The organism is Salibaculum griseiflavum, from assembly GCF_003129565.1.
Lineage (GTDB): Bacteria > Pseudomonadota > Alphaproteobacteria > Rhodobacterales > Rhodobacteraceae > Salibaculum > Salibaculum griseiflavum.
Genome location: NZ_QETF01000009.1, coordinates 71,594 through 89,133 on the forward strand (window position 1 = coordinate 71,594; position 17,540 = coordinate 89,133).

16 protein-coding genes and 1 other RNA gene are annotated in these 17,540 nt (G+C 64.3%); 9 read left to right on the forward strand and 8 right to left on the reverse strand.

The annotated features are described in order from the left end of the window. Positions 1–194: 194 nt before the first annotated feature. From DFK10_RS09765 to DFK10_RS09770, 3 genes are read left to right on the forward strand one after another with little or no spacing between them, the layout of a single operon-like run. Positions 195–1,589 carry a D-alanyl-D-alanine carboxypeptidase family protein gene (locus tag DFK10_RS09765; RefSeq protein WP_408005585.1) on the forward strand — a complete coding sequence of 465 codons (1,395 nt, stop codon included), beginning with the start codon at positions 195–197 and terminating at the stop codon, positions 1,587–1,589. Between the two features lie 8 nt (positions 1,590–1,597). Next, a complete protein-coding gene (locus DFK10_RS16755) occupies positions 1,598–1,765 on the forward strand; it encodes a hypothetical protein (RefSeq protein ID WP_408005586.1) in 168 nt (55 codons plus the stop codon). Between the two features lie 12 nt (positions 1,766–1,777). After that, positions 1,778–2,281, forward strand: a complete 504-nt coding sequence (locus tag DFK10_RS09770; protein WP_408005587.1) for a fumarylacetoacetate hydrolase family protein — start codon at positions 1,778–1,780, stop codon at positions 2,279–2,281. Positions 2,282–2,310: 29 nt separating this feature from the next. Here DFK10_RS09770 and DFK10_RS09775 read toward each other — a convergent pair whose 3' ends face one another. The 5 genes from DFK10_RS09775 to DFK10_RS09795 all read right to left on the reverse strand — a co-directional run bounded on the left by DFK10_RS09775 (position 2,311) and on the right by DFK10_RS09795 (position 8,908). Beyond that, positions 2,311–3,894, reverse strand: a complete 1,584-nt coding sequence (locus tag DFK10_RS09775; RefSeq protein ID WP_109388846.1) for an ABC transporter ATP-binding protein — start codon at positions 3,892–3,894, stop codon at positions 2,311–2,313. Beyond that, positions 3,891–5,057: an ABC transporter permease gene (locus tag DFK10_RS09780; RefSeq protein ID WP_109388847.1), complete on the reverse strand. Its 1,167-nt coding sequence runs from the start codon at positions 5,055–5,057 to the stop codon at positions 3,891–3,893. The genes DFK10_RS09775 and DFK10_RS09780 overlap by 4 nt, the downstream gene beginning before the upstream one ends. Further along, the gene (locus tag DFK10_RS09785; RefSeq protein WP_109388848.1) at positions 5,058–6,278 is read right to left on the reverse strand and encodes a microcin C ABC transporter permease YejB; all 1,221 of its coding nucleotides are present in this window, start codon (positions 6,276–6,278) and stop codon (positions 5,058–5,060) included. A gap of 26 nt (positions 6,279–6,304) precedes the next feature. Then, a complete protein-coding gene (locus DFK10_RS09790; protein ID WP_109388849.1) occupies positions 6,305–8,221 on the reverse strand; it encodes an extracellular solute-binding protein in 1,917 nt (638 codons plus the stop codon). Positions 8,222–8,374: 153 nt separating this feature from the next. Continuing rightward, positions 8,375–8,908, reverse strand: a complete 534-nt coding sequence (locus DFK10_RS09795; protein ID WP_109388901.1) for a c-type cytochrome — start codon at positions 8,906–8,908, stop codon at positions 8,375–8,377. Between the two features lie 119 nt (positions 8,909–9,027). Here DFK10_RS09795 and DFK10_RS09800 point away from each other — a divergent pair, with 119 nt between their 5' ends. Further along, a complete protein-coding gene (locus DFK10_RS09800; protein WP_109388850.1) occupies positions 9,028–9,870 on the forward strand; it encodes a prephenate dehydratase in 843 nt (280 codons plus the stop codon). A 9-nt stretch (positions 9,871–9,879) separates the two neighbouring features. On the opposite strand, the gene DFK10_RS09805 is transcribed toward DFK10_RS09800, so the two are convergent. Beyond that, positions 9,880–10,347, reverse strand: a complete 468-nt coding sequence (locus DFK10_RS09805; RefSeq protein ID WP_109388851.1) for an SRPBCC family protein — start codon at positions 10,345–10,347, stop codon at positions 9,880–9,882. A 64-nt stretch (positions 10,348–10,411) separates the two neighbouring features. Continuing rightward, positions 10,412–11,374: an NAD(+) diphosphatase gene (nudC, locus tag DFK10_RS09810; protein ID WP_109388852.1), complete on the reverse strand. Its 963-nt coding sequence runs from the start codon at positions 11,372–11,374 to the stop codon at positions 10,412–10,414. 78 nt (positions 11,375–11,452) lie between these two features. Between nudC and DFK10_RS09815 the strand changes: the two genes are divergently transcribed. The 4 genes from DFK10_RS09815 (at position 11,453) to rsgA (ending at position 15,134) form a co-directional block, all read left to right on the forward strand. Continuing rightward, a complete protein-coding gene (locus DFK10_RS09815) occupies positions 11,453–13,378 on the forward strand; it encodes a bifunctional 2',3'-cyclic-nucleotide 2'-phosphodiesterase/3'-nucleotidase (protein ID WP_268952224.1) in 1,926 nt (641 codons plus the stop codon). A 33-nt stretch (positions 13,379–13,411) separates the two neighbouring features. Continuing rightward, entirely contained in the window at positions 13,412–13,750 is a 339-nt protein-coding gene (locus DFK10_RS09820) for a hypothetical protein (RefSeq protein ID WP_109388854.1), read from the forward strand. A gap of 43 nt (positions 13,751–13,793) precedes the next feature. After that, positions 13,794–13,890, forward strand: an RNA gene (gene ffs / locus DFK10_RS09825) — signal recognition particle sRNA small type. A gap of 209 nt (positions 13,891–14,099) precedes the next feature. Then, positions 14,100–15,134: a ribosome small subunit-dependent GTPase A gene (rsgA, locus tag DFK10_RS09830; protein WP_235866813.1), complete on the forward strand. Its 1,035-nt coding sequence runs from the start codon at positions 14,100–14,102 to the stop codon at positions 15,132–15,134. Here the strand turns inward: rsgA and DFK10_RS09835 are convergent. Continuing rightward, complete coding sequence (locus tag DFK10_RS09835; RefSeq protein ID WP_109388856.1) at positions 15,115–15,603, reverse strand: phosphatase domain-containing protein; 489 nt, start codon at positions 15,601–15,603, stop codon at positions 15,115–15,117. The genes rsgA and DFK10_RS09835 overlap by 20 nt on opposite strands. 124 nt (positions 15,604–15,727) lie before the next feature. Between DFK10_RS09835 and DFK10_RS09840 the strand changes: the two genes are divergently transcribed. After that, positions 15,728–17,488 carry a DNA polymerase III subunit gamma/tau gene (locus DFK10_RS09840; RefSeq protein ID WP_235866814.1) on the forward strand — a complete coding sequence of 587 codons (1,761 nt, stop codon included), beginning with the start codon at positions 15,728–15,730 and terminating at the stop codon, positions 17,486–17,488. The last annotated feature ends 52 nt before the right edge of the window (positions 17,489–17,540 follow it).

Sequence of the window (17,540 nt, forward strand, 5' to 3'; positions counted from 1 at the left end):
GACGACAACCGGCACGTGCCCGCATCTAGAGGCGAGGAGAGTCGCACCCCCAACATGTGCCGAAAAGTGCATGAAAGGCACAGTGAAAACCATTGAAAATAAGGTATTTTCGAGACCCGAAACCCGTGCTAGGCTGTCATTACAAATGAGGGACAACAAAATCAGTCCCCGTGAGGCAGATAAAGGGCAGTGACGTGAGACGTCGTATGAACAACCCCGTATTCTCGCGGCTACTCATCCTATCCGTGATGCTGTTTGCCGCACTGGCGCCGATTGCCGGGCGTGCGGCCCCCTACGCGGCCATGGTGATGGACGCGCGCACCGGCGAGGTGCTGCATTCCCGCAATGCCGATACCCAGTTGCACCCGGCTTCGCTGACCAAGATGATGACCCTCTACATCGCCTTCCAGGCGGTCGAGCGTGGTGAAATCGGCCTGGACGATCTGGTTCGCATCACACCTCTGGCCGCCAATGAACCGCCCTCGAAACTGGGATTGCGCGCCGGCCAGCAGATCCGGTTCCGCTACCTGATCCGGGCGGCCGCGATCAAATCCGCCAATGACGCGGCCACGGCCATCGGCATCGCGCTGGAAGGCAACGAAGCCGCCTTTGCCCGACGCATGAACGCCACCGCCCGCGCCATGGGCATGACCCGCACGACTTTCCGCAACGCCCATGGGCTGACCGAGGCGGGGCACATGTCCACCGCCCGCGACATGACCATCCTGGGGCGCCATGTGATTTACGATTTCCCCCAATATTACAATTTGTTCTCGCGCATCGAAGCGGATGCGGGCGTGCGGCGCGTGGCCCATACCAACCGCCGGTTCCTGAGGGACTACCGCGGCGCCGACGGGATCAAGACTGGCTATACCCGTGCCGCGGGCTTCAATCTGACCGCATCCGCGGAACGCGGCCAGGAACGGATCATTGTGACGATGTTCGGCGGCTCCTCTACCTCGGCGCGCAATGCCCGCGTGGCCGAACTGATGGATATGGGCTTTGCCCGTGCGCCGAGCCGGGCACGGTTGGCCCGCCCCGCCCCGGCCCCGGCCTTTGCCGGTGGAACGAGCGGCGCGCGCAACGTTCGAGTCAGCGGGCTGGTCAGCCGATCGCTGCGGCCCCGCCTGCGGCCGACACCGGAAGCCGCCCCGGCAGAAGAGCTGATTCTGGTCGATGCCGACGTGATCGAGAACGCCCTGACCGAGGTGCTCCAGACCGCCACCGCGCAGGCCCCGGCCTCGGCCCCCGTGCCTCCCTCGCGCCCCGACGACGTGGTGCTGGCCGCAGCCAAGGCCCCTGCCACGGCCCCATCGGAACCCGAAGTCATCACCCGCATCTCGACCTCGGGAGGACGGCACTGGGGGATCAACGTAGGGCGCTACTCCTCGCGCTACCAGGCCGAGCGCGTCTTGCTGCGCGTCGCGCTCAACGAAATGAGCACACTTGACGGATCGCTTCGCCGGGTGCTCCAGAGCCCACGCGGCTTCGATGCCAATTTCATGGGGCTGACCCGTGACGGGGCGGAACTGGCCTGTGCCCGGCTGCAAGCCCGCGGCACATCCTGTTTCATGATCGGGCCATCCTGAGGCCCGCCATGCCCAGATTCGCGGTCCAGCCGCCCACCCCGCGCAGCTTCGCCACGGATCAGACCGACACGGTTGTCAGCCTGCACCGAGTCTTCTGCGTCGGGCGAAACTACGCCGATCATGCCCGCGAGATGGGCAATGATCCCGACCGTGATCCCCCCTTCTTCTTCATGTAACCGGCCAGCGCCGTGGTCGCATCGGGCGCAACAATCCCCTACCCCCCCGCCACACAAGACCTGCACCACGAGGCCGAGCTGGCGGTTCTGATCGGCACTGGCGGCACCGATATCCCACCCGGTGACGCCGTGTCTCATGTCTGGGGCTACGCAACGGCCAACGACCTGACCCGTCGTGACCTGCAAGCGCAAGCCAAGGCGATGCGTCGGCCTTGGGACATGGCAAAGGGGTTCGACAATTCGGCCATACTGGGCACCGTTCACAAGGCCAATGGCGATCTGGACGACAGGGAACTGCGCTGCACGGTCGACGGCGACATCCGGCAGCGCTCCTCGCTCTCGGCGATGATCTGGCCGGTGCCCGACATCCTCGCCTACCTGTCGCGCCTTGTGACCCTGCAGCCCGGCGACCTTATCCTGACCGGCACACCCGCCGGAGTCGGGCCCATCGCGCGTGGTCAGACCTGCACCGTGGAAATCGACGGGCTGGACCCGGCAACCGTCACCGTCGCCTGACGCCGGAGCAGGTTTTCGCAATTCTGCGTCTAGCCCAGCGCGGCCGCCATCAATTCGCGGGTATAGTCTGTCTCTGGCGCGTCGAAGACCCGGTCAACCGGGCCTGCCTCGACCACGTCGCCCTGCTTCATCACGATGATCTTGTGAGACAGCGCCCGAACCACCTTGAGGTCATGTGAAATGAACAGGTAGGCCAGCTGGTATTTCTTCTGAAGGTCTCGCAGCAGATCCACGATCTGGACCTGGACGGTCATGTCCAGCGCGCTGGTCGGTTCGTCCAGCACCAGAAGCTTGGGTCGCAGGATCATCGCCCGGGCGATGGCGACGCGCTGGCGCTGCCCCCCCGAGAATTCATGCGGGTAGCGGTCCATCGTGGCTGGGTCTAGCCCCACCTCGGCCATGATCTCGGCCACCAGAGCGCGCTGCTCGCTTTCCTTGGCAACACCATGGATGCTCAGCCCTTCGGCGATGATCTGTTCCACGGTCATGCGCGGACTCAGGCTGCCATAAGGGTCCTGGAACACGATCTGCATGTCACCGCGCAGCGGGCGCATCCGGTTTTCGCGTAAATGCTGGATCTCGCGGCCCTGGAAGACGATCCGGCCCTCCGATCCAAGCAGCTTCATCATGGCCAGCGCGAGCGTGGTCTTGCCCGATCCGCTTTCACCGACGATGCCCAGTGTCTCGCCGGCCCGCACCGTGAAGGTCGCGTCATTCACGGCCTTGACGTGACCCACCGTGCGCTTGAGCAGCCCTTGGTGGATCGGGAACCAGATCTTCAGGTTCTCCGCCTCGGCCACCACCGGCGCGTCCTCGGGCACCGGGGTCGGGTCACCGGTGCTTTCGGCGGCCAGAAGCATCTGGGTATAAGGGTGCTGCGGTGCGCGGAAAATCTCCTCGGTCGGGCCCTGCTCGACGATCTCACCATCTTTCATGACGCAGACCCGGTCGGCGATCCGGCGCACGATGCCAAGGTCATGGGTGATGAACAGCATGGACATGTTCATGTCCCGCTTGAGCCGGTCCAGCAGGTCGAGGATCTGCGCCTGGATCGTCACGTCCAGCGCCGTGGTCGGTTCGTCGGCCACAAGCAATTCCGGCCCGTTGGCCAGCGCCATGGCGATCATCACCCGTTGTCGCTGACCGCCTGACAGCTGGTGCGGATACGCGTTCAGCCGGTTCGCGGCCTCGCGGATGCCGACCTTTTCCAGAAGCTCGACGATCTTGGCGCGCACCGCGTCGCCGCGCAGGCCCTGGTGCAGCTCGATGGATTCGCGCAGCTGCTTTTCGATCGTGTGCAGCGGGTTCAGCGAGGTCATCGGTTCCTGGAAGATGAAGCTGATATCGTTGCCCCGAACCTGGCGCAGCTTGGCCTCGTCCGCGGTGACCATCTCTTCGCCCTCGTAGCGGATCGAGCCGCTGACGGTCGCGCTGTCACCCAGCAGGCGCACGGTGGACAGGGCGGTGACGGATTTGCCCGAGCCGCTTTCCCCCACCAGCGCCACGGTCTCGCCGCGGTTGACGTGATAGCTGACCCCACGCACCGCCTGGGTCGTCATCCCGTCCTGCCGGAAGCTGACTGACAGATCGCGCACGTCCAGCACCCGGGTCATGAGAACGTCTTTCTGGGGTCGAACGCATCGCGCACCCCTTCGAAAATGAACACCAGAAGCGACAGCATGATCGCGAAGGTGAAGAAGGCGGTGAAGCCAAGCCAGGGCGCTTGCAGGTTCTGCTTGGCCTGCAAGGTCAATTCCCCCAAAGACGGTGCCGAGGACGGCAGCCCGAAGCCCAGGAAGTCGAGGCTGGCCAGCGTGGCGATGGTGCCGGTGATGATGAAGGGCAGCATGGTCAGCGTGGCGACCATTGCATTGGGCAGCATATGGCGGAACATGATGGTGCGGTTGGAGACCCCCAGCGCCCGCGCCGCGCGGACATATTCGAAGTTCCGCGCCCGCAGGAATTCGGCCCGCACCACGCCCACCAGCGCCGGCCAGCCAAAAAGCACGGTCAGCAGGACCAGCAACCAGAAACTTCGGCCGAGGATCGCGAAGAGGATGATGATGACGTAGATCGAGGGCGTCGAGGCCCAGATTTCCAGGATCCGCTGGAAAATCAGGTCGGTCCAGCCGCCGAAATAGCCCTGGATCGCCCCCGCGATGATCCCGATGATCGACGCGCAGGTGGTGACGATCAGCGTGAACAGGATCGACAGGCGGAACCCGTGGATCACCCGCGCCAGAACGTCACGCTTGGTGTCGTCCGTTCCCAGAAGGTTGTTGCCATCCGGCGGCGAAGGCGCCACGCCGGGCACGTCCACGATGGTATCATAGGAATAGGGGATAGGCGGCCAAAGAACCCAGCCCTTCTGGAAACCCGGATCGTCGATCGTGCCGGCCTCGGCGGCGGCGATCATGTCCTCCGGCTCGTAAAAGCAATCTTCCAACCCGCCGGTGATGATCAGGCATTCGACTTCGATGTCGCGATAGGGCGCCTCGGTCGGGAAATCGCCGCCGAACTCCTGTTCGGAGTAGAATGTGAAGACGGGCATGCGCAGCTCGCCGCGATAGTTCACCATGATCGGTTTGTCATTTGCGATGAACTCGGCAAAGAGGCTCAGCCCGAACAGCACCAGGAAGATCCACAGCGACCAGAAGGCCCGGCGATTACGGGTGAAATTGCGCCAGCGCCGCTTGTTGAGCGGCGACAGCTCGAAGCGCCCGCGCCGGGGCGGCTGGCTGTAGTCGGGGGTGATGTCGGGGGCGGTCTCGGCCATCTATCCGCGCCTCTCGAAATCGATACGCGGGTCGATCATGACGTATGTCAGGTCGGTGATGATCCCCACGACCAGCCCAAGCAGCGAAAAGGTGAACAGCGTGCCGAACATCACCGGATAGTCGCGCGCCAGCGTTGCCTCGAAGCCCAGCCGGCCCAGGCCGTCCAGCGAGAACAGGGTCTCGATAATCAGGCTGCCGCCGAAGAAGACGCCGATGAACAGGGCCGGAAAACCCGAGATCACGATCAGCATCGCGTTGCGGAAAACATGGCCATAAAGCACACGGCGGTCGGACACACCCTTGGCCTTGGCGGTGATGACGTAGTGTTTCTTGATCTCGTCGAGAAAGGAATTCTTGGTCAGCAAGGTCAGCGTCGCGAAGGCCCCGATGGTCGAGGCCAGCACCGGCAGGGCGATATGGTGCAGGTAGTCCAGCACCTTGCCGACGGCGGACAGCTCTTCCCAGTTGCTGCTGGTCAGGCCGCGCAGGGGGAACAGCCTGTGACAGGTCGGATTCCAGTCGTGGAGCCACCACAGAACCGGGTTGCCGTCCAGCCACCCGGACAAGCCCGGTATTCGGAAACAGTTGTTCGACGCGAACAGCACGATCAGCAGGATCGCGAACAGGAATCCGGGGATGGCATAGCCCACGATGATCGCGCCGCTGGTCCAGGTGTCGAAGGGGGTGCCATCGCGCACCGCTTTCTTGATGCCCAGCGGGATCGAGATCAGGTAGGCGATGAGCGTGGACCACAGCCCCAAAGTGATCGAGACCGGCATCTTCTCGACGACCAGTTCCATCACGCCCACGGACCGGAAGTAGCTCTCCCCGAAATCGAAGCGGATATAATCCCACATCATCAGGAAAAACCGTTCAAGCGCGGGCACCGGGACCGCCTCGCAGCCCTCGGCGCGCAGGCTGGGTTCTCCGCTGAACCCGTCCTCGCAGACGATGCGGGCGAAATTGAATTCGACCTGCAATTCGTCAAGGAAATCCTGCGGCAGACCGCGCGCTCCGGCATAGCTGCCTTCTTCGGCATCGAGCGTCTCACTGCCCCCGCCCGAGATCGTCTCGAAAACATCGCCCGAGCCTTCCATGCGGGCGATGATCTGTTCGATCGGACCACCCGGCACGAATTGCACCAGGGAGAAGTTGATGATCATGATCCCCAGCAGCGTGGGGATCACGAGCAGCAAACGTCTGAGAATATAGGCGCCCATGCGGCCTGCCCTGCCCTTCCCTGTTCTTAGAGGGCGCCTGCTTCGCGCAGGTCTTCCGCCCGGTCCGCGTCATACCACCAGAAGCTCAGCTCGCCCAGCGCAAAGGGCGGCAGGGTCTCGGGGTGGCGATACATGTCGTAATAGGCGACCGTGTGCACATCCTTGAACCATTGCGGCACCCAGAAGCCGTAAGCGCGCAGGGCGCGGTCGAGGGCATGGCTGGCGGTGGTCATGTCCTCGAGCGTCTGTGCCTCGATGACATGGTCGATCAGGCGGTCGATGGCCGGATCACGCAGCCGCATCAGGTTGCGCGAACTGTCATCCGCGGTCGAGCTGTGGAACCATTGCTTCAGTCCGATCCCCGGTTCGAACCCTTGGGTCATGGTGTGGTTGACCATGTCGAAATCGCCGGTGCGGCGGCGGTCGATATACTGGGCCGTATCCACCCGTTCCAGCTTCGCATCGACACCCAGACGCGCCAGGTTCTCGATATAGGGGTTCACGATCCGGTCGAAGGCGGGCGAGAACTGCAGGATGGTCAGTGACAGGGTCTGGCCGTCCTTGCTGCGGATGCCTTGATCGCCGACGGTCCACCCCGCCTCGTCCAGAAGCGCCGAGGCCCGGCGCAGGTTGCCCCTGTCGGTCGATCGTTCGGGGCGCGACTCCGGTGGCAAAACGGCCTCGTCCGTCAGGATCGACGCATCCAGCAACCCTTCATCGACCAAAGGCTGCAACAGCGCCAATTCGCCTTCAGACGGTGTGCCCCGCGCTTGCAGGTCGGAATTTTGCCAGAAGGATTCGACCCGCGCATAGAGTCCGTAGAACAGGGTTTCGTTCGACCATTCGAAATTGAACATCAGCCGGATCGCCTCGCGGACGCGGGGATCTTGCCATTTCGGGTCGTCGAGGTTGAACACGAAGGCCTGCGCGGAGCCGATGGATCCATCGGGAAGTTCGGTCTTGGTCACCCAGCCATTGTCCACTGCCGGGAAATCGTAGGACGTCGCCCATTCCTTGGACGAGTTCTCGGTCCGGAACGTGTATTCGCCCACCTTGAAGGCCTCGAAGGCCGCGGCGCTGTCGGCGAAATACTCCACCCGGATCGTGTCGAAATTGTTCTGACCCACATTCATCGGGTGATCCGCCCCCCAATGGTCCGGGTCGCGGGTGTAGATCAGGCGCTGGTTGGTCTCGTAGCTGTCCAGCACATAGGCGCCGGTGCCAAGGAACGGTGTGTCGGTGCTCTCGTCGATGCGCGCGCCGGTTTCTTCGAACCAGGACTTGGAAAAGACGGTCGTGCCGCCCGCAAAGCTGATCACGTCGCGGCGCGGTGCGTCTTCGGTGAACGTGAACTTGATGCGGTGATCATCCAGAACTTCGACTTCCGAGACGAAGCCCGAGACCACGTTGCGATACTCGGCGATGCCTTGTTCCATGAAGAGGTTGAAGGTGAACGCCACGTCCTCGGCCGTCATCGGGCGTCCGTCCGAAAAGGTCACATCGTCACGCAGGTTGAAAATGACCCAGTCGCGGCTTTCGGGGTATTCCAGCGTCTCGCAAAGGTAGCAATAGACGCCGTAGGGATCGTCGGCGGTGCTGACCAGGATGCTCTCGTACATGATTGCCGTCAACGCCGCCGAAACGCCCTCGCGGGTGTAGTTGTTGAAACTGTCGAAGGTGCCCTGGGCCCACTGGCTGATCTCGCCACCCTTAGGGGCATCGGGGTTGACGTAGTCGAGATGGGCCATGTCGGCGGGATACTTGAGTTCCCCGAAATTCGTGTAGCCATGGCTGACCGTCACAGTCTCCTCGGTTTCCGCCCATGCCGCGAAGGCAGCGCCCAATGCCAACAATGCACCGCCCGCCCAAGCCGTCCAGTAGGGCGCGGTTTGAACGGTTGTCGCCACCGGGGCGGTCGCGTTTCGGTCTTGGCTGCGGCGCATGGTCGATCCTCCTGCGACATTTTTCCTGAAAATGAAGCTAACGGGCGAAACGTCCAGCCTTCAAGTTGAGAATGCGTGAGAGCGTCGTGAATTGCCCGGCGAAACGCAAAAGGCCGCCCAGTGGGCGGCCCAATACGACGCATTGCCGGACGATCAGTTGTCGAGGCTGTCCAGGTAGGCGATCAGGTCCGCCCTGTCTTCGATATTGCGCATACCATTGTAGGACATCGACGTGCCCGGTGCGTAGCCGCGCGGATTCTCGAGGAAGGCATTCAGGTTCTCCGGGGTCCAGACATCGGCCACGGCCGAAAGGCTGCCGGAGTAGTTGAACCCGTCGACCGAGCCGACGTCACGGCCCACGACACCATAAAGCGACGGGCCGGTCATGTTCTGGCCCGGTTCAAGCGCATGGCAGGCCCGGCAGGCACGCCACTGGGATTCGCCTGCACCGGCGTCGGCGCTGGCAAAGACCTCGGTGAAGTCGGGGCCCTCTTCCTCGACCACCTCTTCAGCGGCACCGTCTTCGTCCGCGACCTCGATCACGTAGGCCTGTTTCGGGCCATCTCCGTAGCCGTGATCCCCACCCACATGGTAGATCGTTTCAGCTGCCCAGCCGCCAAGCATGAAGACCAGAAGCGTGCCGCAAAAGGCGCCCAGGACTTTGGTCATTGTCATTGTGTCGAACATGTCGCGTTCCATCTGGTTCCTGATTCAAACGCCATGTATCCGCTTCCACATGGTTTGTTCAAGGTGTAGCACCGCGACGAAATGCCCATTCGACGATCCTTTGGGGGGATTATCCGACAATGACCCAGCGCATCGCCTTCCAGGGGGAGCCCGGCGCCTATGGCCATCAGGCCTGCAAAGAGGCCCGTCCGAACCATGAACCCCTGCCCTGCGCAACCTTCGAGGATGCCATCGAGTCCGTGCGCAAGGGCGATGCGGAACTGGGCATGATCGCCGTCGAAAACTCGATTTATGGCCGGGTAGGCGATGTCCACCACCTGCTGCCCGAAAGCGGGTTGCATATCGTGGACGAGGTTTTCATCCGGGTTCATATCAACCTGCTGGGCCTGCCGGGCACGCGCCTGTCGCAAGTCCGAACCGCCCTCGGGCATGTGGTTATCCTGCCGCAATGCGCCGGCTTCCTGCGGGAAAACGGGATCGCGACGAAAGTCAGCTCGGACAATGCCCGCGCGGCGCGCGATGTCGCCAGGGGCGATGATCCGTCGGTCGGAGCGCTGGCCTCGGAACTGGCGGCGGACATCTACGGGCTGGACGTGGTCGCCCGCCACATCGAGGATCACGAACGGAATACGACACGCTTTCTGATCATGGCCCGCGACCCCGACTTCAAGCGGCGCGGCAAGCACGGCATGATGACCAGCTTCATCTTCCGCGTCCGCAACATCCCGGCGGCGCTCTACAAGGCGATGGGTGGTTTCGCCACAAATGGCGTCAACATGACCAAGCTCGAAAGCTACATGGTCGGCGGCGATTTCCATGCCACCCAGTTCTATGCCGAGATCGAAGGCCACCCCGATGATCGCAGTGTCCAGTTGGCCATGGAAGAGCTGGATTATTTCACCGACCACATCAAGCTGATGGGCGTCTACCCGGCAGCCCCGCGCCGACACGAGCGGGCCTGAAACGCGGCCTCAGGCGGTGGCCCGATAGCGCGCTTCGACATCCTCGGCATAGGTCGTCACCATCGTCTTGAACCGCCGGGTCATCCGGTGCTTTCCGAACCTGAGGGACTGCGCGACCAGCTTGGCCGCGATCGATACAGGCTTGACGGACACCACGATGTTCAACCGCGTCCGGCTGGGCGACAAGGGCACCAGGTCCACGACGCAGTCTCCCTTGATATTGGGGGACTCGAAGGCGATGGACATGCCCTGCGCCGGATCCAACTTGTCCAGCATAGCCTCGATCCGGCGGTCCTTGCCTCGAAATCTGAACCGGACCTCCCAGCGCGCGCCGCGTTCGGGCGGCACAGGTCCGGGAAGCACCGCCACATCACCACCGCGCCGCATGATGGCACGCTCGAAGGCCGGGAAGTCCGAAATCTCCCGAAAGACATGGTCGAGTGGGGCCTCGATATCCTCTCGCGCGCGAAATTCCATGGGGTCTCTGCCTGTTACATTTGCCTCGAAACGGGTCTCTTGCCCGCCGCGCCCACTATGCGCGTCAATCCAGCCGGTCCGCAAGCCAGTTGGACAGCAGAAACTGCGCAATCGCCCCCCTGCGTGCAGGCAGCAGACCCGGACGATCCCCGGCAAAGGCGGCAGCCAATTCTTCGCGCGTGACCCACTGCGCCTCTTGCAGCTCCGCAGGGTCCAGCGTGATTGCATCGCTGTGCGCCTCGGCGCGGCACCCAATCATCAGCGAACTGGGAAACGCCCAAGGTTGGCTGGCAAGGTAGTCCACGCGGCCGACACGCACACCGGTTTCCTCCAGCACCTCGCGGCGCACGGCGGCTTCGACAGTCTCACCCGGCTCCATGAACCCGGCCAGGCAGGAAAACATGCCCTCGGGCCAGCCGACGCCTCGACCCAGCAAGGTGCGGTTGCCTCGGGTCACCAGCATGATCACCACCGGATCGGTGCGCGGAAAATGCGGGGCGCCGCAGTCGGGGCATAGCCGCTGCCAACCGGCCTGCACCATGCAGCTTTCCCGGCCGCAGCAGGCGCAGAACCTGTGGGACAGATGCCAGGCGAATAGACTGCGGCCAGTCGCCGCCAGCTCGGCATCTCGTGGGGACAGGCGTGTCATGCACGCCTTGAGGTCTGTGAACCCGTCACATTCCGGGGCCAGGGGATGACGCTGCACCGAATTGTCGAAAAAGCTGCCATCCGGCAAAGCCTCGCCATCTCCGACTGGGTCCCAGTCGGACAGGTCGATCCCGAAAACCGCCTCTTCACCTTCGCACCCCAGCGGGATTTCCGGCCTGGAACAGGCCGTGACGAGGGCATGATCGGGCCGAAGCCGAACCACGTTATCTCGGGAAATCAGAACTTTACCCTGCCAGAATGCGATGAAACGCGCCCCGGGCGACGCACGCAGCCGCCGCATGGCATCGTGGTCGCCACGCAAATGCGCCGCCCGATCCAGACCGGACCCCCCGAATGTCACCGTTTCCGCGCGCTTCATGGAGTGTCGTTGCCATGCGGACCGGTGGCATTCAATCCGGATATTTGACTTGCTCTCGCAAAACAACACCTTAAAGTTGTGTGTTGTGAAGGGCAGGGGTGTAAAAGGTTGAATTTTCGTGTCACGTCAAAGACGGGTTCCGATCAGGCCCGGCTTCGAATCATGGCGACGAGCGACGTGCACGGCAACCTACTGCCCCATGACTATTTCCATGACCACGAAACGGAGAAAAGCGGGCTGGCGGGTCTGGCCACGCTGATTGAGCAAGCCCGGCTGCCGGGCGTGCCGTGTCTACTGGTCGACAATGGAGATTTTCTGCAGGGCACCCCGCTGGCCGAGGTTGTCCACGACAGGTTGCGCGCGAACCCCGCCACCGACAACGCCATTATCTCGGCAATGAACGCCATGGGATATGACGCAGCCAGCCTCGGCAATCATGAGTTTGATTGGGGGCTGGACTATGTGCTGGACGCCGCGAAGCAGGCGCGCTTTCCGCTGTTGGCCGCCAACGCCTTTCGCAAGGACGGCGCGGGGCGCGCGCGCGTCCTCACCGAAGGTTCGAAGATCGTGACTCGCCGCTTTGATATGGGGGATGGAAACGGCATCGACCTGCGCATCGGCCTGCTTGGCCTGACCCCGTTTCAGACCGCACAATGGGATGCACGCCAGGTCGGCGAGGCGGTCACCACCACCGACATGGTCGTCGCCGCCCGTCGGGTCGTGCCCCAGCTGCGCGAGGCCGGGGCGGATATCGTGATCGCATTGGCGCATACCGGTGTCGAAACAGCCGCGGATGCGACCGGCGACGAAAATGTCGGCGCAGCGCTGGCGCGGCTGGACGGGCTCGATGCCCTGGTCCTGGGCCATACGCATGTGCCCTTTCCCGATCCGGCGCACCCGACCGCACCGGGGATTTGCCCCCGTTTCGGCACGATCCACGGAAAACCAGCGGTCAACCCCGGTGCGGAGGGGACATATCTGGGCCTGATCGACCTGGCGCTGGCCCCACGCGGCAATCGCTGGGAAATCGTCGGCCATGATACCCGGCTCGTTCCCGTGGCCGAGACCCTGTCGCGCGAGGGCCTCGAGCCGAGCCGTGAGATCGCCGAATTGCTCGACCAGACACACCGCAAGACGCTGGCCCATATCCGGCGCCCCATCGGACGAAGCGAGGTTCCCATCAACACCTTCTTCAGCCGGGTGGTCCCGGACGCGGCCATGCAACTGGTCAACGCGGCTCAGGCGCGGACCTTGGCCGAGGCGCTGGCCGGCACCGATCATGCGGACCGTCCGATCCTGTCAGCGGCCTCGCCGTTCAAGTCGGGCGGGCGGGGCGGGTCCGGAGATTTCGTCAATATTCCGCCCGGCCCCCTGGCCCTGCGCCATGCTGCGGACCTCTACCCCTATCCGAACAGGATCTGCGCCATCGAGATCACCGGCAGGCAATTGCGCAATTGGCTCGAGCGCTCGGCGTCGGTGTTTGCGCGGATCGAACCAGGCCGTCGCAAGCAGTCACTGCTCGACACGCGTTTCCCGAGTTACTTCTACGATGTATTCGCGGGGATAGACTACCAGTTCGATCTTTCGCAGCCCGCGCGGTTCAGCCCATTCGGCAACTGCATCGCACCGAAGGCCTGCCGCCTGCGCAATCTGCGGCATGCCGGCCGACCGGTGGCGGACGATCAGCGTTTCGTGCTGGCCACCAATTCCTACCGTCTCGGCGGGGGAGGTTATTTCGACGAGCCAGCCCGCGCGCCCCTTCTGTTCGAAAGCACCGCGACCGCAAGCCAGATCATCGCAGCATATTTCTCGGAGAACTCTCCATTGACGCTGCACGTCACCCCGAACTGGGGGTTCGCGGCAATCCCGGGGGCCAGCGCCACATTCACCACCGCCGCGCCTGCGGCGTCCAGCCTGCCCCGCCCCGGCCTGCGCGCCTTGAAGCATGATGACCAGGGGTTCCTTCTCTGCGAGATAGAACTGGACGGCACGGCCCCAGGCTGATCAAACGGGACGAGAACCAGACCCGGAGATGCAATGTTCCGTTTGCTGCTTGTCATCATCGTGCTCGGAGGGCTTGCGGCTTTCCTGACCCGCCCGACCGAAGCCGAGATCCGAGGCAAGGCGCGGGCCATTGTGAAGGACAGCATCGAACAGGGCGCGTTCGACGATGTGTCGGACCCTGCTCTTGCCCTACTGGTTGCGGGCTGCAGGGCCGATGTGGCCGCCTGCGCCGATGTCCTCGTTCGGGCCATCGACATAACCTATGACGATCGACGCCTCTACGCCCGTGTCGATGTGCGCGGTTTCGGGCGCAGCGCCACCTGCTACGCCGCCTTCACGAAACTCTTCTGCCCGGACGGGCTGGTACGCTAGCCGCCCCTTGAAAGAGACGCCGCGCAAGCGTATATGCCGGCGCGAGAGGTTGGCGCGGGCAAGCGCCTCGCCAACCCGGTCAGGTCCGGAAGGAAGCAGCCGTAACGAGCCCCGCTTGGGTCGTTGTCCAGCCTCTCACCTATCGCGCCGTCGCGCTTATGGGTTGCGCTTAGATTGTCCAGACGCGACCCGGATGAAACAGGCCCGACCGGCCCCGATGCAAGGAGGATGATCATGATTGTGCGCTTCACCCTCCGCGCGGGGCATCTCTGAACATTTCAGGCCCCGGCTGCCGTAACCGCCACCCGCACGGGTGGCATGGTTCACATGCATGCAAGGGGCCGAAGCCTTGACCACGTATTCTCTTAAATCGCTGGGATGGACCCAGCATTTCGTCCGTCAACTTGACGCGGACACCATCGCCACCGCGAAACCCGTGCGCCTGAGCGCCATTCACCGGACCCGGCTCGACGGGCTGTCCGAGGACGGCCCGGTCTCTCTGAATCCCTCCGTTCTGACCAGTGAATACGCGGTCGGCGACTGGGTGCTGGCCGATGGGCACATGGCCTCGGCCCCGCTGGAGCGCGCCACCGAGATCACCCGCCGCGCTGCGGGCCACGAGGCGCGCCCGCAACTGATCGCGGCCAACGTGGACACGCTGGCGATCGTCAGCAGCTGCAACGAGGATTTCAACATCGCGCGGCTGGAACGTTACCTGGCCCTGGCGGGCATGTCCGGCTGCCTTCCGCTGCTTGTGCTGACCAAGGCGGACCAGGTGGAAGACGCCGATGATTTTGCCCAGCGCGCGCAGGCGCTGTCGCCGGCTCTTCCGGTCTTGGTCGTCAACGCCAAGGACCCCGATGAGGCCACAAAGCTCGCGCCCTGGTGTTCGGACGGGCAGACACTGGCGCTGGTGGGATCGTCCGGGGTTGGCAAGACCACACTGCAGAACCACCTGACCGGCACCGATGAGGCAACCCGTGACATCCGCGATGACGACGCCAAGGGCCGCCATACCACCACGGGCCGCGCCCTGCGCCCGACCCTGCATGGCGGCTGGCTGATCGACACGCCGGGCATGCGCGAATTGCGCCTGCTGGAGGCAGAGGAAGGGATCGAAGAGGTGTTTTCGGACATCCTGGAGATCGCAGCGGGCTGCAAGTTCCGGGATTGTGCCCACGAGAGCGAACCGGGCTGCGCCGTACGCGCGGCCATCGCGGACGGCACGCTCGATCCCGCCCGCCTGTCCCGCTGGCGCAAGCTGGAGGCCGAGAACCGCCACAACAGCGAAACGGTCGCGCAATCTCGTGCCCGCGGCAAGCAGCTCAACAAGCTTTACCGCGAGGGAAAGGCACGGGCGCGGCTCAAGCGCGGGGAAGACTAGCCCAGGCCAGTTGCGCGTCGGTCTCCACGGCACAGGGGCGCACCGCCCGCAGCCGCGTCAAGGCCGATCCGGGCGGCTCGCCCGCCTCGACCATCAGGCGCAGGCAGGCCATGCCCGACCGACCGCAACCGCCAAAGCAATGGACCAGCACCCGGCGACCTTCGGCCAGCATCGCGCGTGCGGTTGCCGATGTTTCAGGCCAGGCGGCTTCGACCTCGGGCCCCGGCGCGCCGAAATCCTCGACCGGCAGATGTCGCCATGCGATTCCATACGCGGCCAGATCCCCGCCCAGGCCACCGGATCCCTTGCGGTCCAACTCGGCCTGGGTGGTCATGGTGATGACCATGGCAGGCCCCCAGGCCAGCAACCTGTCGCGGTCGGTGCCATAATGCCGCGTCCGGCCAGGGATGGGCGACAGCGCCAGCGTCCCCGCCAGAAGCGGCAGTTCATAAATGACGAATTCGGACATGGCCCCACCGTTTCAGACCCCCAGATTGGTCAAATGCATCCCCGATGGCAATCTACCTCGTCGCGGTGGACCTCGTCCCCGGCCCCGCTTAACCTGTGCCGACCACCCGAATCCCAAGGCCGCCATGACCGACCAACCCGCCTACCAGGTGCTTGCCCGCAAATACCGCCCCGAGACCTTCGCCGATCTCGTTGGGCAGGACGCCATGGTGCGCACGCTCAAGAATGCCTTTGCCGCCGACCGGATCGCGCAGGCCTTCATCATGACCGGCATTCGCGGCACCGGGAAGACCACCACCGCCCGGATCATCGCAAAGGGGATGAATTGCACCGGCGTGGACGGCACAGGCGGCCCCACCACCGACCCTTGCGGGCAATGCGAACATTGCGTGGCGATCATGGAAGGCCGCCATGTCGACGTCATGGAAATGGACGCGGCCAGCCGCACCGGCGTGGGGGACATCCGCGAGATCATCGAAAGCGTCCACTACCGGGCCGCCTCCGCGCGCTACAAGATCTACATCATCGACGAGGTTCACATGCTCTCGACCAGCGCGTTCAACGCGTTGCTCAAGACGCTGGAGGAACCCCCCGCCCATGTGAAGTTCATCTTCGCGACCACGGAAATCCGCAAGGTGCCCGTCACCGTCCTGTCGCGGTGCCAGCGCTTTGACCTGCGCCGCATCGAACCCGAGGACCAGATCGCCCTGCTGCGCCGCATCGCAGATGCGGAAGGCGCGGAAATCACCGACGATGCACTGGCCCTTATCACCCGCGCCGCCGAGGGATCGGCACGGGATGCAACCTCGCTTCTGGATCAGGCGATTTCCCATGGCGCAGGCGAAACCACCGCAGACCAGGTGCGCGCCATGCTGGGCCTTGCCGACCGGGGCCGGGTGCTGGACCTGTTCGACATGGTCCTGAAAGGCGAGGCCGCCGCCGCTCTGACGGAATTGTCGGCGCAATATGCGGACGGGGCGGACCCGATGGCGATCCTGCGCGACCTGGCCGAGATTGCGCACTGGGTCAGCATCATCAAGGTCACGCCCGAGGCCGCCGAGGACCCCACCGTCGGCCCTGATGAACGCGCCCGCGGCCTGGCCATGGCCGAGGCGCTGCCGATGCGGGTGCTGACCCGGCTCTGGCAGATGCTGCTCAAGGCGCTGGAAGAGGTGGCCCATGCCCCCAACGGCATGATGGCGGCGGAGATGGCGGTGATCCGGCTGACCCATGTGGCGGACCTGCCGACGCCCGAGGATCTTGTGCGCAAGTTGCAGGACACCCCGCCGCCACCCGGCCCGGGCGGTGGCAGTGGCGATGCACCGCGGGCTGCGCCCCCGGCAGCAACCGAGGCGCGCGGCGGGGCAACGGCCCCCACCCATCCCGGCCCCTCCGGCCCGTCCGCCCACCAGGGCAGCGCCGTTCGGGCCGTTGCGACCGAGGCCGCGCTGGCCCACTATCCCAGCTTCGAGCATGTGGTCGAGCTGATCCGCAGCCACCGCGACGTGAAACTTCTGGTCGACGTGGAAAGCTGCGTGCGCCTTGTGGCATACCAACCGGGCCGGATCGAGTTCCAGCCCACCGATGACGCCCCGCGTGACCTGGCCGCGAAACTGGGCAGCCGCTTGCAGGCCTGGACCGGCAATCGTTGGGCCATTACCGTCGTCGGCTCGGGCGGTGGCAAGACCATTGCCGAAGACCGCGACGCCGAAGAAGCCGCCTTGCGCGAACAGGCCGCCGAACACCCGCTGGTCAAGGCAGTGCTGACGCAGTTTCCAAAGGCCCGGATCACGGACATCCGCACCCCGAAGGCGCTGGAGGTCGAGGCCGAACTGGAGGCCCTGCCGGAGGTCGAGGACGAATGGGACCCGTTCGAGGAAGACTGATCCGGGCTTGAGGCCGCGCCGCTGCGGCCATATCTGACAACACGAGACACGC

Bases quoted from the DNA above. Each gene is read 5' to 3' on its own strand.
- DFK10_RS09790 (WP_109388849.1), bottom strand. From the start codon at position 8,221: ATGCGCCGCAGCCAAGACCGAAACGCGACCGCCCCGGTGGCGACAACC.
- DFK10_RS09835 (WP_109388856.1), bottom strand. From the start codon at position 15,603: ATGTCCGAATTCGTCATTTATGAACTGCCGCTTCTGGCGGGGACGCTG.
- DFK10_RS09840 (WP_235866814.1), top strand. From the start codon at position 15,728: ATGACCGACCAACCCGCCTACCAGGTGCTTGCCCGCAAATACCGCCCC.
- DFK10_RS09800 (WP_109388850.1), top strand. From the start codon at position 9,028: ATGACCCAGCGCATCGCCTTCCAGGGGGAGCCCGGCGCCTATGGCCAT.
- DFK10_RS09795 (WP_109388901.1), bottom strand. From the start codon at position 8,908: ATGTTCGACACAATGACAATGACCAAAGTCCTGGGCGCCTTTTGCGGC.
- nudC (WP_109388852.1), bottom strand. From the start codon at position 11,374: ATGAAGCGCGCGGAAACGGTGACATTCGGGGGGTCCGGTCTGGATCGG.
- DFK10_RS09780 (WP_109388847.1), bottom strand. From the start codon at position 5,057: ATGGCCGAGACCGCCCCCGACATCACCCCCGACTACAGCCAGCCGCCC.
- DFK10_RS09805 (WP_109388851.1), bottom strand. From the start codon at position 10,347: ATGGAATTTCGCGCGCGAGAGGATATCGAGGCCCCACTCGACCATGTC.
- DFK10_RS09775 (WP_109388846.1), bottom strand. From the start codon at position 3,894: ATGACCCGGGTGCTGGACGTGCGCGATCTGTCAGTCAGCTTCCGGCAG.
- DFK10_RS09820 (WP_109388854.1), top strand. From the start codon at position 13,412: ATGTTCCGTTTGCTGCTTGTCATCATCGTGCTCGGAGGGCTTGCGGCT.
- DFK10_RS09785 (WP_109388848.1), bottom strand. From the start codon at position 6,278: ATGGGCGCCTATATTCTCAGACGTTTGCTGCTCGTGATCCCCACGCTG.
- DFK10_RS16755 (WP_408005586.1), top strand. From the start codon at position 1,598: ATGCCCAGATTCGCGGTCCAGCCGCCCACCCCGCGCAGCTTCGCCACG.